Origin of the sequence: Allomuricauda sp. d1, from assembly GCF_039592695.1 — a bacterium.
Classification (GTDB): Bacteria; Bacteroidota; Bacteroidia; order Flavobacteriales; family Flavobacteriaceae; genus Flagellimonas_A.
Map to the genome: position 1 here is coordinate 323,581 of NZ_JBBUTK010000003.1, position 14,938 is coordinate 338,518.

The window sequence follows — 14,938 nt, forward strand, 5'->3', positions numbered from 1 at the left end:
CACTAATAGCAAGAATTTATCACTAAACCTATAAACTTTTAAACTCGCCGCAAGGCATAAACACAGGTAAAGCCTTCGAACTCAAAAAAAGTGACCTGATATTCAGATTTTTGCCCTTCGTACAAAATTTCAGCGGTGGTTCTTCCATCATCAAACGAAAAGTCAGCCACGTCAATATGGCGGAGAAAACCCAAACCGGGTTCAGCATAAATTTTATATAGTGATTCTTTTGCCCCCCAGACAATGGTCAACTTTCTGATGAGGGCCTCGGTATTTGCCAAGGTTCGATACTCTTCTATGGGGGTGAATTTATGAGCAATCCGTAAGATTTTCTCACGCTGTTTTTCAATATCGATGCCCACTTCATGCGAAGTACTCACGATAATACCCGTGAATTCATGCGAATGTGTGATGGATATCTTGTTGCCGTCTTTTAAATGGGGTTTCCCAAAATCGTCATAATACAAATCGTTGTCTTCGTAGCCTGCCTCGGCCATCAAATGTCGAATGCTCAAAAACGCCCGTCGGTGCATCTCAGATTTCATGTTGTCATACCGCGATTGGCAGTGTTCGGTCAGCGAAACTTTTTGGGAGAGAATCTGCTCAGGTTCAGTCACCTTCCAAATCAATACTTTCATCGTTTCTGTCGCCGATATGTTTTTGTAAAGGGGCATTCTTTGTATCTTTGCGCTCTAAAAGTGAACTTACTTAAATTTTTGGACTGAAGCGAAAATTAAGGGTTTTGTGCTAATTACAGAGATTTAAACAAGTTCATTATTTAAAATAAATCAAAAAAATAACTATGAGTACTAAAACCATCGCTTACGTGCCTTACAAGGTAAAGGATATTTCTTTGGCCGACTGGGGAAGAAAAGAAATTGAACTGGCTGAAGCTGAAATGCCAGGTTTGATGTCACTTCGTGAAGAATACAAAAATGAGCAGCCTTTAAAAGGCGCTAGAATCGCAGGATGCCTTCACATGACCATTCAGACCGCCGTTTTGATTGAAACTTTGGTCGAGCTTGGTGCGGATGTCACTTGGAGCTCATGTAATATCTTTTCAACCCAAGACCACGCCGCTGCTGCGATTGCCGCTGCCGGAATTCCCGTATATGCATGGAAAGGCATGACCGAAGAAGAATTTGACTGGTGCATTGAGCAGACCTTGTTCTTTGGTGAAGACAGACAACCATTGAACATGATCTTGGATGATGGCGGTGATTTGACCAATATGGTTTTGGATAAATATCCTGAGCTCGCAGCGGGCATCAAAGGTCTCTCTGAAGAAACCACCACAGGTGTTCACCGTTTGTACGAAAGGGTCAAAAAAGGAACGCTGCCAATGCCGGCCATCAACGTAAACGATTCAGTAACAAAATCGAAGTTCGACAATAAATATGGCTGTAAGGAAAGTGCCGTGGATGCCGTTCGCCGTGCCACCGATACCATGTTGGCCGGAAAGCAAGTTGTGGTATGCGGTTACGGTGACGTAGGTAAAGGTACTGCAGCTTCTTTTAGGGGTGCAGGTGCTGTCGTCACCATCACCGAGATTGATCCTATCTGTGCATTGCAAGCCTGTATGGACGGTTACGAAGTGAAAAAACTGGAAACTGTTGTGGGCAAAGCTGACATAGTCATCACTACAACTGGTAATAAAGATATTATTCGCGAAGAGCATTTCCGGGCTTTAAAAGATAAGGCCATCGTTTGTAACATCGGCCACTTTGACAATGAAATCGACATGGCTTGGTTGAATGGGGAATACGGAAATACCAAAGATGAAATCAAACCACAAGTTGATAAATACACGGTCGATGGTAAAGACATCATCATTTTGGCCGAAGGCCGATTGGTGAATCTGGGCTGTGCCACAGGCCACCCAAGCTTTGTGATGAGCAACTCGTTCACCAACCAGACCTTGGCACAGATCGAACTGTGGAACCACAGCGACAAATATGAAAACGACGTCTACATGCTGCCCAAGCATTTGGATGAGAAAGTGGCAAAACTGCACCTATCACGTTTGGGGGCTGAATTGACCGAGCTTCGTCAAGACCAAGCAGCATATATTGGTGTCGAGGTTGAAGGGCCGTATAAGCCTGAGTATTACAGGTATTGATTTATTGTCATTCCCGCGCTTGTGCCGGACTTGTTTCGGTAAAGGCGGAAATCTAGATAAAGGACAAAACCCTTGCTGAGATGCGAGGGTTTTTCTTTTACATATCCAACCACCGTTTAAAATTGGTGGTACGTTCTCGAGAAACCACAACCTGTTCTTCTTCTTTGGGAAGGATTTTCAACAACAAACGGCTGTTAAAATAGCTGTGTATCTCGACCACCGATTCTACCGAGACCATAAACTTTCGGTTGATTCGAAAAAAGTGGATGGGATTTAGGATATTTTCCAGTTGGTCGATGGTATATTCGATGGGATACGATTGCCCTTTATGGGTGTACAGACAAATCATGCCTTCATGGGACTTGAAATAGGCTATCTCCTCCACATTGAACGATTTGAACTGATTGCCCACCTTGACCATAAAACGGTGTTTGTATTCTTTGTGAAAAAGCTGTTTTAAATGCTCAAGATTTTTGGTTGAAGATTGCCCGTTCCGGGTCACATTTTTATGAAATTTCTCCAAAGCTTTCTTCAAATCGTCTTTGACAATGGGCTTTAAAAGATAATCCAGCCCATTGTATTTGAAACCGCGTATGGCAAACTCGTTGTAGGCCGTGGTAAAAATGACCGGGGGGTGGTCGGCCACATTGTCCAAAATGTCAAACCCGTAGCCATCGTTGAGCTGAATATCCAAAAAAATAAGGTCGGGCGAGGTATTGGTCGAAAACCATTTTGAACCGCTCTCCACAGAATTCAGTTCGGCGATCACCTCAATTTCGGGCGCCAGTTCATTGACCAGTTGGGCCAATCGCTTGGCTGCAAATTCCTCATCCTCAACAATCACTGCTCTCATCAAGAAATTGCTCTTACGTTCATTTGGGTGATATTTTCATGCAATAATGGAATAATGACCTCAAAATAATCCACTTCTTCCCTAATCAATACTTGTTTGTTGGTATAAAAGGCGTAACGCTTTTTAATGTTCTTTAGCCCGAGTTGTGTGGTCTCTTCCTTCAATTGCCTTTTCTGCAAATTGTTCTTTATAACAAGCGCATCGTTCTGAATGGAAGAAATGGTTATTTGCAGCGATTTTTCTTTACTGTACAGATTATGCTTCAGTGCGTTCTCGACCAACATTTGAAGTGAAAGGGTCGGGACCAAGTACTTTTTTGTTGAAGGATTGATATCCGTCTTAATGATGACAGCATCTTTATGGCGAACGTTCATCATAAAGACAAAAGCATCCAAAAAACCCAGTTCTTTGTCGAGGCTCACCAAATCTTGTTCGCGATTGTCCAAAATATATCTGTAGCTACTGGCCAAGCGCGTTACAAAATCAGATGCCAGATCGCGGTCTTCATACATTAACGAAGTCAAGGTATTGAGACTGTTGAACAAAAAGTGCGGACTGATCTGTTTTTTTAACGAAGCATACTGCGAGGCCATCATGTCTTTCTGCAGATCCTCCAACCGTTTTTCCAATACGTCATGATGGTTCATGGCGTAATAAAACATATTGAAGAAAATTACGGCAATACCCAAAGCAATGGCCCTGGTAAAATCAATCAAAAACTGCTGTTTGGGGGGTACCAAGCAAATAATTCCCATAGGGTCCTTTAAGGGAAATAACGCCAAATAATACACCAATGCGCAGATGGGGAGCATAATTCCCATATTGATGCAAACAATTTTTAAGCTTCTTTTTAGATTCAGCTTGCAATACTTCTTATGGCGTTTTAAGAGATAGTCATTGATTTCCCAAGTCAGCATAAATAGAAAAAATGCACTGAAATAATAAAAAAGACTTGTAGGGCTGAACAAGTCTGCCAGACCATCCGGGTGTTGTTCCATAGTCAACTTCACGGTAAAAAAAACCACGTTGACAACCATCCAACGGAATAGAAACTTACGGATACCTTTTTTTGTGATTGTACTGCCCATTTCAACTCTAAAGATACATAAGTCGCTTATTCTCATGGTGAAGACCATTTCATACTGTCAAATCAAAGCCTGAACTGTTGATTTCTGCACTGAATTGTAAAAAGTTGCTGTAAAGCCATGGTTTTCAGTTCAAGAGCCCATTACCCGACACAATTTTAAAATCAACGTTTGGCAACATTCGACACTTTTAAAATCAGCTACCATGGTGAAGTTTGATGGAACTTAAAAACACCATCATGAAAAAAATTGGCCTTTTGCTGCTGTTTATTTCCTCAATCGGATTTTCACAAACCGGCACCTTAAAAGGAATCGTTATCGACAAACAATCAGAAAATCCTCTTGAGGGCGCTACCATTGAATTATTGAACATGGAGGAAGCCACAGGCGTCGTCACCGATTTTGATGGACGATTTACCATGGAAGATGTACCGATAGGAAGACAATCTATCAGAATCAGCTATATCGGTTATGAAAGTACGACCATACCCAACATTGAAATCACTACCGGAAAGGATGCCTTTGTCTCCGTTCAATTGTTGGAGTCGTTCAACCAATTGGATGAAGTCGTGCTGACCAATGAGGCCAACAAAGACCAAGCCCTGAACAAACTGGCAAAAGTTTCCGCTCGGCAATTCGGTCTTGAAGAGGTCACGCGTTTCTCGGGTGGGCGAAGTGATGTGGGCCGGTTGGCAGCCAATTTTGCAGGGGTCTCCGCGCCTGATGATAGTAGAAATGACATCGTTATCCGTGGTAATTCACCCACGGGATTACTGTGGCGGTTGGAGGGTATCCCCATACCGAGTCCAAACCACTACTCCACTTTGGGTACGACCGGTGGCCCAGTCTCGGCATTGAATCCGAACCTCTTGAAGAATTCCGATTTTATTACCTCGGCATTCCCAGCGGAGTATGGCAATGCCATTGGCGGTGTTTTTGATTTGGGGTTTAGAAAAGGGAACGCCGACGATTATGAATACACTTTGCAAACCGGTATTTTCACGGGGGTCGAGGCGATAGCCGAAGGACCATTGGGCACCAAAAGAGGTTCTTTTTTAATTGCTGCCCGTTATTCACTTGTCGGACTGTTGGGAGTCGGCGCAGGCGGAACGGCTGCAACCCCCAATTACAACGATGTTTCCTTCAACATTGATTTTGGCAAGGTGAACAATGGCAATCTCTCCATTTTCGGAATCATCGGAAATTCAGATATCAAATTTCTCGGCGACGATATTGATGAAAATGATCTGTTTGCCGCAGCCGATGAAAACACGTTCGTAAACTCCCGTTTCGGGGTGATGGGATTTAAGTACAACCTGAGTGTCGGCGACAACTCTTTTTTGCGCACCATTGTCTCAGGTTCCTATTCGGCCAATGACTTTCAAGCCGACCGGTTTATCGATAAAGATACGCCCCAAGAACGTGTCATTCGCTACACCGAAGCTGACAATACAGAAATGCGTTTGACGCTTTCGACCCTTTTCAATTCTAAAATCAGCAACCGTTTTAATTTCCGCACGGGTTTGTTGGTCGAAAATTTCAACATTCAAAGTTTGTTGTTGGATAGAAATGAACAACCCGACAATGACGGTGACGGCGACCCCGATTTGACCACCTTCAGAGATACTGATGAAACCTTAAGTGTCTTTCAGCCGTTCATACAAGGGCAATACCGACTTACAGAAGACCTGACCTTGAATGCGGGTGTGCACACGCAGTACAGTACCCTGAACAAACAGTTTGCTCTGGGGCCCCGGGCTGCCATCAGCTATACCCTTTTGCCCAACCATACGCTCAGTTTTGGCTACGGACTCCATTTTCAAAACATTCCATTGCCGTTGCTTTTTCTCAATGAAAATGTGAACGGAGAACTGGTGCAGACAAATCGTGATCTGGATTTTGTGGAAAGTTCCCATTACGTGCTGGGTTACGATGTAAAATTGGGTAATGCATGGCGTGGCAAGGTAGAGGTGTACCGTCAAGACATTGATAAGGCAGCCGTTGAGCCTTTTCCGTCCAGCTATTCCACATTGTCAGAAGGTGCCGATTTTATCTTTGACAATGACCGTGTCTCATTGGTCAATGAGGGAACAGGATTCAATCAAGGTGTGGAACTGACGCTGGAAAAGTTTTTCAATCAAGGCTATTACGGTCTGTTGACCGGATCGTTCTTTGAGAGCAAATATGAAGGCAGTGACGGGGTGGAACGCAACACCCCCTTCAACAATGGCTACGTGGTCAACTTTCTTGCCGGAAAAGAATTCAGAACTGGTGCCTCCGGTAAAAATATATTGTTCATAGACACACGAGTGACCACCTCAGGGGGTCGCTATTTTACTCCGGTTGACTTACTGGCATCACAGCAAGCGGGTTTTGAAATACTGCAAGAAGAGCTGGCATTTACACAACAATACGACGATTATTTTCGGTGGGATGTCAAATTCGGATTAAAAATCAACAGCCGGAATAAAAAACGCTCCCATCAATTTTATGTAGACCTTCAGAATGTGACCGCCAATGAAAATGTCTTTGCGCGCAGGTACAATCGATTGACCAATCAAGTTGACCAGGTCGACCAAATCGGGTTTTTTCCAGATTTTGGTTACAAATTTCAATTTTGAGCGTCTTATAGATGTCAATCAAAAATCAATCATCATGAAAAAAACGAATCCAGAACCAAAGCAAAAACCTCCATTATCAGGAAGGTCATTGAGAAGAAAATCATTTTTCACCAAAAAAGCATCTTCACCATTCTGGTGGGGTTGGAAAACCGCATAACCCATGAAAAAAGCCGGAATCGGTCTTGTCATCCTTTTGGTTGCCATGGTCGGGCTATACCTTGTCAACAACCGAGAATCAAGCGATGATTTTCTGGAGGATGAATTTACGGCGATAGAAAAGCACATTCCCAAACGGGATGTTTTGAACGAAGAAGTTTCAACAGCCGATGTCGCATGGCACCTAGACCACATGCTCAAAACCATCAATCGAATCTCAGAAAATTTGGAGGCTTCTGACCCCCATGATTATGCCTACAAATTTAGCATGCAGCAGGTTGTGGTGCATACCACAGGAATGATTCCCAGAGGGGTGGCGCAGTCACCACAAAATGTGAGACCGCCCAAAGTCATCGAAACCGATAGTATTTATGTTCAACTTCAGGAAGCCAAAAGAAATATAAAAGGTATCTCCAATCTGGATAAAAACTCACACTTTAACCATCCGGTATTCAATAAACTTGACAGGGACCAAACACGGCGTTTTTTGGAAATCCATACCAATCACCACCTAAAAATCATTCAGGATATTCTTGGGGAATAAAAAACCCCGACAAATCAATGCCAGGGTCAGTATGTTTTAAAAGCAGTTTTACTCTCTAGGCCTCAAAAGGGTCTACAGAAACATACGACTTTCCGCCTGCTTTCTTGTCAAACCGAACGATGCCGTCTATTCTGGCATGCAATGTATGATCTTTGCCTGCATATACATTCTCACCTGGATTATGCTTGGTGCCACGTTGGCGAACAATGATATTGCCAGCAACAGCGGCTTGGCCACCAAAAATCTTCACGCCCAAGCGTTTCGATTCTGATTCCCTACCATTTTTTGAACTACCTACACCTTTCTTATGTGCCATGATGATATATTTTTAGTCCGTGTATTTTATTTATTCAATGCTTCAATCAATTCAGCCTTCTTCATGGAAGAATAGCCGCTGATGTCTTTGGCCTTGGCCATTTCTTTCAATTCAGCTACGGTCTTTTTGCTCAAGTCTTCAACAGCTTTAGGCTTGGTCTCTTTTTTTGGAGCAGCACCTTTTGCAGGCTCTTTCTTGACCGCTTTTGGCTTTGAGGCCGTAGAAACGTCAATAGCGGCATCTTTACCGTCTGCTTTTGCCTTTGCTGCCTGTTTCTTTACCGCGGGTTTTTCTTCTTTGGTTTTAGTCGCCTTTTTGGCTCCCTTAGCCACAATGCTTTCAACTACAATTTCGGTCAAATATTGTCTGTGACCGTTTTTCTTCTTGTAGCCTTTTCTTCGTTTCTTTTTGAAGACAATCACTTTATCGCCTTTCAGGTGCTTTACTACTTTGGCCTCAACAGCCGCACCATCTATGACGGGGGCGCCAATGGTAACGTTGCCACCGTCATCTAAAAGAAGAACTTTGTCAAAAGTGACTTTTTTACCTTCTTCGGTCTGTAAACGGTGCACGTACACTTTTTGGTCTTTCGCAACTTTAAATTGCTGCCCTGCCATTTCTACAATTGCGTACATAGCTAGAATTTAATTTTAATTTCGCTCTGAAAAGGTCAATAATTCGACTTTTTCGGGCTGCAAATATACTGCTAAATCTAAAATTGACAAGCGATTATGCCGCTTTCTTTTTTGGGTTGTTTGAAGATTTGAAGAGCTGCATGAAAGAAAGTGTCAAAACCAAGGTTGTTGCAATGCCCATGATGGCCACGGTAAAGAAGACAATGCCCTCAAAATTTTTGTAGTCTTTGGCCCAGACCTCAGACAATTGTCCTAAAAAATCAGGGTTCAATTCTGTGGAATAAACAGCGAAAAATATGGTGAATAAAACGGTGGCAACAACCCCTGTGGTCATACCAGAAGTGAAACCAGCGTTGTAGTTGAATTTTGAGCCTTGGCGCAATTTAATGATCTTGATGGTCTCATAGATTCCGAAACCGGTGATGATTCCGTTAAAAAGACTGAAGAATATATTGGTGTGCTTTCCAAAAAGCGAAAGAATCAAGAAATAGGCAATCAAACAAGCACTGGTTACAATTCCGAATCGAATGGGCAGACTCAAGTTTTTCATAGACGAATCATTGGTTGCCCCTTAAATTAAAAATAATTCGATAAAATCCTGTTAAACGAGAGGTACTTTTCTTGCCAAATACCCAAAAAACATATATTCGTGTAACAAGCAGATGTATCGAGAGACCTATACATTTGGAACATAACCCAAAACAAATTTGAAAATGAAAAAACAACTACACATCGTCTTTGTTGCCATTTTTTCAATGACCTTTCTTTCAGCCCAAGAAGTCGCCTTTGAAGAATATGACCTAGACAATGGTTTGCATGTAATACTGCATCAAGACAACTCGGCCCCAGTGGTCACCACAGCTGTGATGTACCATGTGGGTGCAAAGGATGAAGACCCAGAAAAAACAGGTTTTGCCCACTTTTTTGAACATTTGCTCTTTGAGGGCACCAAAAACATTGAACGGGGCGAATGGTTCAAGATAGTATCTTCCAATGGCGGAAACAACAATGCGAACACCACCCAAGACCGCACCTATTACTATGAGGTTTTCCCATCCAACAACTTGGAATTGGGGCTTTGGCTCGAATCGGAACGATTGATGCACCCCATCATCAACCAAATCGGGGTGGATACCCAAAAAGAAGTCGTGCAAGAAGAACGCAGATTGCGTTATGACAATGCGCCCTACGGAAGGTGGCGCGAACAGATGTTCATCAACCTTTTTGAAAAACATCCGTATCGATGGCAGACCATTGGTTCATTGGAACATCTGGCCAGTGCAACATTAGAGGATTTCAAAAAATTCAACCAAATCTATTATGTGCCCAACAACGCAGTTTTGGTCGTTGCAGGAGATATTGATATGGCAGAGACCAAAAAAATGGTTCAAGACTATTTTGGGCCTATTCCAAAGGGTGCTCCCATAGAACGAAAAACGTTTGTCGAAGACCCCATCAACGCACCTATCAAGGCTGAATACCGTGACCCCAATATTCAGATTCCATTGATTTTGATGGGGTACCGTACTCCGGCCCAAACGGAACATGATGCCTATGTGCTAGATATGATTTCGACCTATCTGAGCAGTGGCAAAAGCTCAAAACTTTACAAAAAGCTGGTTGATGAGAAGAAAATGGCCCTTCAGGTATTTGCCTTTAATGGCTCGCAAGAAGACTATAGTTCTTACATTGTCGGGGGGCTTCCCGTTGGAGACAACACCCTTGAGGACATCAAAAAGGAAATCGATGAAGAAATCGCAAAGCTGCAGACCGATTTAATCTCAGAGCGTGACTTTCAAAAACTTCAGAACAAATTCGAGAACAATTTTGTGAACTCCAACTCAAGTGTTCAGGGCATTGCGAATTCACTCGCGCGCTACTACATGCTGTACGATGACACCAACCTCATTAACACCGAAATTGATATTTATCGTTCGATTACCCGTGAAGATATACGTGAAGTTGCCAAAAAATACCTCAATCCGAACCAACGGGTAGAGTTGGAATATTTACCAGAACAAAAAGAAGCCAACTAAGATGAAAAAGTTATTTTTTATAGGGATGCTGTTATGTTTTACCACGGCATCACTCGCACAGATAGACAGAAGTAAGCAACCAGAGCCGGGGCCTGCCCCAGAAATCAATCTACAAGAACCAAAAACTTTTGATTTAGACAATGGTCTGAAAGTCATGGTGGTCGAGAACCACAAACTGCCAAGGGTATCCATTCAACTGACCATCGACAACCCCCCGATTTTGGAAGGCGAAAAGGCCGGGGTATCGGCACTTACGGCAAGCCTGTTGGGCAACGGTTCAAAATCCATCCCAAAAGACGAATTCAACGAAGAAGTCGATTTTCTTGGAGCCAACATCAGCTTTGGTTCCCAGAGCGCTTTTGCGAGCAGCCTTTCAAAATATTTTCCGCGGATTTTGGAATTGATGGCCGATGCTGCCATCAATCCGAATTTTACCCGAGAAGAGTTTGACAAAGAGAAGGATAAATTGTTAACAGGCCTGAAAGCGCAAGAAAATGACGTTTCTGCCATAGCAGACCGGGTTCAAAGTGCATTGGCCTACGGAAAAAATCATCCAAAAGGTGAGTTTACCACTGAAGAAACGGTAAACAACGTGGCATTGCTCGATGTTGAACAGTTTTACCGAAACTATTTTGTGCCCGCCAATGCATATTTGGTGGTCATCGGTGATGTTGAGTTTGAGAAAGTCAAAGATTTGGTTACCGAGCATTTCACCCCTTGGACAAAAGCTGCCCCTCCTTCACTATCATATTCCGAGCCGCAGCCTGCACAGTATACCCAGATTAATTTCGTCGACATGCCCAATGCGGTGCAGTCAGAGATTTCAGTACAGAATTTGGTCAACTTGAAGATGAAAGACGACGATTATCTGCATGCCCTTTTAGCCAATAGAATCTTGGGCGGCGGTGCTCAGGCCCGTCTTTTCTTGAATTTAAGGGAAGATAAAGGGTACACCTACGGATCATACTCAGGGATTGGTGACGATAAATACGGCCCCACCACCTTTAGGGCAACAGCAAGTGTTCGCAACATGGTGACCGATAGTTCGGTGGTCGAAATCTTGAAAGAGGTAGACAAAATCATCAAAACACCCGTCACTGAAGAAGAATTGGCAAATGCCAAGGCAAAGTACATGGGCAATTTCGTCATGGCACTTGAACAGCCACAGACCATCGCAAACTATGCCTTGAACATTGAGACCGAAGACTTGCCCAAGGATTTCTATAAAACCTATTTGGAACGTTTGGATGCCGTCACATTGGATGAAGTACAAAAAGCGGCCCAAAAGCATTTTTCTACGACAAATACCAGAGCGGTTGTTGTCGGCAAGGGCAGTGACGTGGCAGAGAACCTTGAAAAGATGACCTTCAACGGCAAAAAAGTTCCGGCACTTTACTACGATAAATACGCCAATAAAACCGAAAAACCGGATTTCAACGCTGGCATACCCGAGGGAATCACTGCTTCAGATGTGCTCAACAACTATTTGGAGGCCATCGGAGGCACTGACAAAGTGAACGCCATCGAATCGTTGAAACTGATCTATGAAGGTGAGGCCATGGGCAGTAAAATCAAGGTCGAAGAAAAGCGAACAGCCGATAAATTCGCCCAGACCACCTACATGAACGAATCTCCGATGATGGGTGTGGTCGCCAAGGGCGATGAGCTATACATGAAACAAGGTGGCAATAAAATGCCCCTTCCTGAAGACATGAAGAAAGATATGATGAGCGTCATGGGCATTTTTCCTGAGCAGGGCTTTTTGGCTAACGGATCAGCAAAATTAGCGGGAATCGAACGGGTCGATGGCAAGGATGCCTACAAAATCGATGTTTCGGGCAAGGTCATCAATGCTTCCTTTTTCTATGATGTTGAAACGGGATTGAAAGTAAAAGAGACCTCGGTCATCACAATGAACGGGCAGACCCAAAACCAGACTTCAATGCTAAAAGATTATAAAGAAGTGGATGGCATCATGTTTCCGGCCATAAAAACACAAAGCTTTGGTCCGCAAGAAATCGAGGTCACACTTTTGGAAGCTATCATCAACAAAGATATTTCAGAAGCCGATTTTGAATAAAACCCATAGTATTTCAAAAAACAAGGTGCTCTTTTGGGGCACCTTTTTTAATTTTGGTACCATGAAGAAAATCGTTCAAATCTTAGTGATTACTGCTCTGTTGCTTTCATGCCACGAAAAGAAACAATCTACCACTGATGCCACCCAAATGGAAACCGTCATGGCCATTCATGACGAGGTCATGCCCAAAATGGGAAAGCTCGGAAAACTGGTGGGTGAACTAAAGCCAAAGGTTGATGCCACTGCACAGGGCAAACAGTACGAGGTCGCCATGAAAGACCTTCAAGAAGCCCATCAGTCAATGATGGATTGGATGCAGGGATTTGGTGAGCGTTTTGACCATGATGAAATCTTGAACGGAGCCGAACTTTCGCCACAAAAGCAAAAATGGCTTGATGAAGAGGAAGAAAAGGTAAAGGCACTCCGTAAAGAAATCAATTCAAGTATTGAGAGGGCAGAGAAATTATTGGACAAATAATTAGGGATATCATTGAAACCACCCCTTGAGGATTGTTACCCTGAGCGCAGTCGAAGGGTTAGGGGGTAAAACTCAAAAAATATTATAAAACACCCCCCTTACTCCCCCCTCAAGAGGGGGATTACTCAGCCCATTTCAAACTTTCCATAATGCGGCGGATGTCTCTTTGCAAATAGACAGATGCCGGATAAATGGAGTCATAATTGGGCTTGGCATAAAAATAGAGCGAGCCCGTGACAAAATGGTCGGTGCTGTCGGTCACATAGAATTGGGACTGCGAAGCGGCATTGCCTGTGACCTCATAGAACATACCGTAGACTTTGTCTTCGTCATTCACAAAGGGCTGTTCTAAAATATTATCGGCCTTTACCGTATGCTCATAGGAGAGTTTTTGGGCATCGGTAAGCAAGGTTCTCAGATTGTCATCTACTCTTTTGTAGGTGATGTAAATAGAGCCTTTCATCATCGGATAATCCAACACCATGGAGCAATCTTCCTTGGCCGTTATCTCAGATGCGGTGTTTGAATCAAAGGTAAAATCACATTCACTGTTCAGTTGCTTATACTTTGCCTTGGGAAATTCTAATCGCAACATGGCCTTGGGCTTGGGCAGTGGGTCTTCTTTACAACCCAACACTGCAAGGGCCAAAATGAAAAAAATCATGCTATACTTCATGGGGCAAGGTCACTTTTATTTGTTTCAACCGTTTTTTATCCAAACTCTCAACTACAAACTGATAGTTGTCGAACACCACTTTTTCACCTCGTTTCGGAAAGCTTCCCGCTATTTCGAGAACGAATCCGGCGATGGTTTCTGATTCTCCCTTTTTTTCTTCAAAACGCTCTTCATCCTCAATCTTCACCACGCGATAAAAATCCTTCAGCGTGGTCTTTCCTTCAAAAACAAAGTTATGGTCATCCAATTTTGAGAAAATCAAATCCTCGTCATCAAATTCGTCGCTGATATCGCCAACAATCTCCTCAATAATGTCTTCTAAGGTCACGATACCCGAAGTACCGCCATATTCATCGACTACAATGGCAAGGTGTTTCTTCTTTTCCTGAAATTCGAGCAACAGGTCATCCAACTTTTTATTTTCGGGAACGAAATAGGGCTCACGTATCAATTTCATCCAGTTAAACGATTTTCGCTCGATGTAGGGGAGCAAATCCTTTACGTAGAGAACGCCCAGAACATTGTCCATATTTTCAGAAAACACGGGGATTCTTGAAAAGCCGTTCTTTTTGATCTCTTGCAACACCTCTGGAAATTTCATGTTCTCATCCAGGGCAAAAATATCGATGCGGGGCCGCATCACCTGTTTGGTATCCGTATTGCCGAACGAGACGATGCCTTCCAGAATCTTCTGTTCTTCCTTGGTGGTGTCGCCCTCAGAAGTGAGCTCCAACGCCTGTGAAAGGTGGTCAATACCAAAGTTGTATTTCTGCCTTCCCAATTTGTTGTGCAAAAAGATGGTGGCAGAACGCATGGGCATACTTAGCGGATAAAAAAGTTTATCCAGCACATTGATGGGTATTGCCATGAACTGGGAAAATTGAACCCGGTTTCGATTGGCGTATATTTTTGGCAAGATTTCACCGAACATCAAAATCAAGAATGTGGCCAAAATCACCTCAAGGATAAACCGCACTGAAATGACGCCAAACAAGGTTTGGTTCATATTGGTAAAAAAAGCGTCGCCCAAAGAGCTGAAAAGCAATACGATACCGATGTTGATGGCATTATTGGCTATCAAAATGGTCGCTAGCAATTTTTTGGGCTTCTCAAGCAGCTTGACAATCAATTTGTCGCGTGACAGGCCATTCTCGGCCATCTCGTTCAGTTCGGTCTGTGACAGGCCAAACAGGGCCACCTCAGCACCTGATATAAGTGCTGAACAAATCAAAAGCACAACGAGCACTACAATTTTTGCAATAAAGACACCTTCAAAAAGTAGTAGTGAAGAAATTACAAGACTGTACGGGTCGGGGTCCAATAGTTTTGTTTACTGACA

At 43.3% G+C, this 14,938-nt stretch carries 14 protein-coding genes; 6 read left to right on the top strand and 8 right to left on the bottom strand.

Going from position 1 to position 14,938, the window contains the following annotated elements; translation table 11 throughout:
• Window positions 1-38: 38 nt before the first annotated feature.
• Window positions 39-674, bottom strand: coding sequence for a 4'-phosphopantetheinyl transferase superfamily protein (locus tag AAAH86_RS13280; RefSeq protein WP_343488132.1), 636 nt, complete (start codon window positions 672-674; stop codon window positions 39-41).
• Window positions 675-802: 128 nt separating this feature from the next.
• On the opposite strand from AAAH86_RS13280, the gene ahcY reads away from it, so the two are divergent.
• Entirely contained in the window at window positions 803-2,119 is a 1,317-nt protein-coding gene (gene ahcY / locus AAAH86_RS13285) for an adenosylhomocysteinase (RefSeq protein ID WP_343488133.1), read from the top strand.
• A gap of 97 nt (window positions 2,120-2,216) precedes the next feature.
• Here ahcY and AAAH86_RS13290 read toward each other — a convergent pair whose 3' ends face one another.
• Window positions 2,217-2,972 (bottom strand): LytTR family DNA-binding domain-containing protein, encoded by a 756-nt coding sequence (locus tag AAAH86_RS13290; RefSeq protein ID WP_343488134.1) that lies wholly within the window; start codon window positions 2,970-2,972, stop codon window positions 2,217-2,219.
• Window positions 2,972-4,096 (bottom strand): histidine kinase, encoded by a 1,125-nt coding sequence (locus AAAH86_RS13295; protein WP_343488135.1) that lies wholly within the window; start codon window positions 4,094-4,096, stop codon window positions 2,972-2,974. The genes AAAH86_RS13290 and AAAH86_RS13295 overlap by 1 nt, the downstream gene beginning before the upstream one ends.
• Before the next feature lie 200 nt (window positions 4,097-4,296).
• Between AAAH86_RS13295 and AAAH86_RS13300 the strand changes: the two genes are divergently transcribed.
• Window positions 4,297-6,678 (top strand): TonB-dependent receptor, encoded by a 2,382-nt coding sequence (locus AAAH86_RS13300; protein WP_343488136.1) that lies wholly within the window; start codon window positions 4,297-4,299, stop codon window positions 6,676-6,678.
• Between the two features lie 160 nt (window positions 6,679-6,838).
• The gene (locus AAAH86_RS13305; protein WP_343488137.1) at window positions 6,839-7,378 is read left to right on the top strand and encodes a DUF1569 domain-containing protein; all 540 of its coding nucleotides are present in this window, start codon (window positions 6,839-6,841) and stop codon (window positions 7,376-7,378) included.
• A 55-nt stretch (window positions 7,379-7,433) separates the two neighbouring features.
• On the opposite strand, the gene rpmA is transcribed toward AAAH86_RS13305, so the two are convergent.
• From rpmA to AAAH86_RS13320, 3 genes are all read right to left on the bottom strand, one after another.
• A complete protein-coding gene (gene rpmA, locus AAAH86_RS13310; protein WP_343488138.1) occupies window positions 7,434-7,694 on the bottom strand; it encodes a 50S ribosomal protein L27 in 261 nt (86 codons plus the stop codon).
• A 26-nt stretch (window positions 7,695-7,720) separates the two neighbouring features.
• Complete coding sequence (gene rplU / locus AAAH86_RS13315) at window positions 7,721-8,329, bottom strand: 50S ribosomal protein L21 (RefSeq protein ID WP_343488139.1); 609 nt, start codon at window positions 8,327-8,329, stop codon at window positions 7,721-7,723.
• Between the two features lie 94 nt (window positions 8,330-8,423).
• Window positions 8,424-8,879: a DUF4199 domain-containing protein gene (locus AAAH86_RS13320; RefSeq protein WP_343488140.1), complete on the bottom strand. Its 456-nt coding sequence runs from the start codon at window positions 8,877-8,879 to the stop codon at window positions 8,424-8,426.
• Between the two features lie 163 nt (window positions 8,880-9,042).
• On the opposite strand from AAAH86_RS13320, the gene AAAH86_RS13325 reads away from it, so the two are divergent.
• From AAAH86_RS13325 to AAAH86_RS13335, 3 genes are all read left to right on the top strand, one after another.
• Entirely contained in the window at window positions 9,043-10,365 is a 1,323-nt protein-coding gene (locus AAAH86_RS13325) for a pitrilysin family protein (RefSeq protein WP_343488141.1), read from the top strand.
• A gap of 1 nt (window position 10,366) precedes the next feature.
• Window positions 10,367-12,445, top strand: coding sequence for a pitrilysin family protein (locus tag AAAH86_RS13330; RefSeq protein ID WP_343488142.1), 2,079 nt, complete (start codon window positions 10,367-10,369; stop codon window positions 12,443-12,445).
• Window positions 12,446-12,506: 61 nt separating this feature from the next.
• Window positions 12,507-12,923 carry a hypothetical protein gene (locus AAAH86_RS13335; protein WP_343488143.1) on the top strand — a complete coding sequence of 139 codons (417 nt, stop codon included), beginning with the start codon at window positions 12,507-12,509 and terminating at the stop codon, window positions 12,921-12,923.
• Window positions 12,924-13,044: 121 nt separating this feature from the next.
• On the opposite strand, the gene gldD is transcribed toward AAAH86_RS13335, so the two are convergent.
• Together gldD and AAAH86_RS13345 are read right to left on the bottom strand one after the other, a co-directional pair.
• On the bottom strand, window positions 13,045-13,587 hold the full coding sequence (gene gldD / locus AAAH86_RS13340; RefSeq protein ID WP_343488144.1) for a gliding motility lipoprotein GldD: 543 nt from the start codon (window positions 13,585-13,587) through the stop codon (window positions 13,045-13,047).
• Between the two features lies 1 nt (window position 13,588).
• Window positions 13,589-14,920: a gliding motility-associated protein GldE gene (locus AAAH86_RS13345; protein WP_343488145.1), complete on the bottom strand. Its 1,332-nt coding sequence runs from the start codon at window positions 14,918-14,920 to the stop codon at window positions 13,589-13,591.
• Window positions 14,921-14,938: the final 18 nt, after the last annotated feature.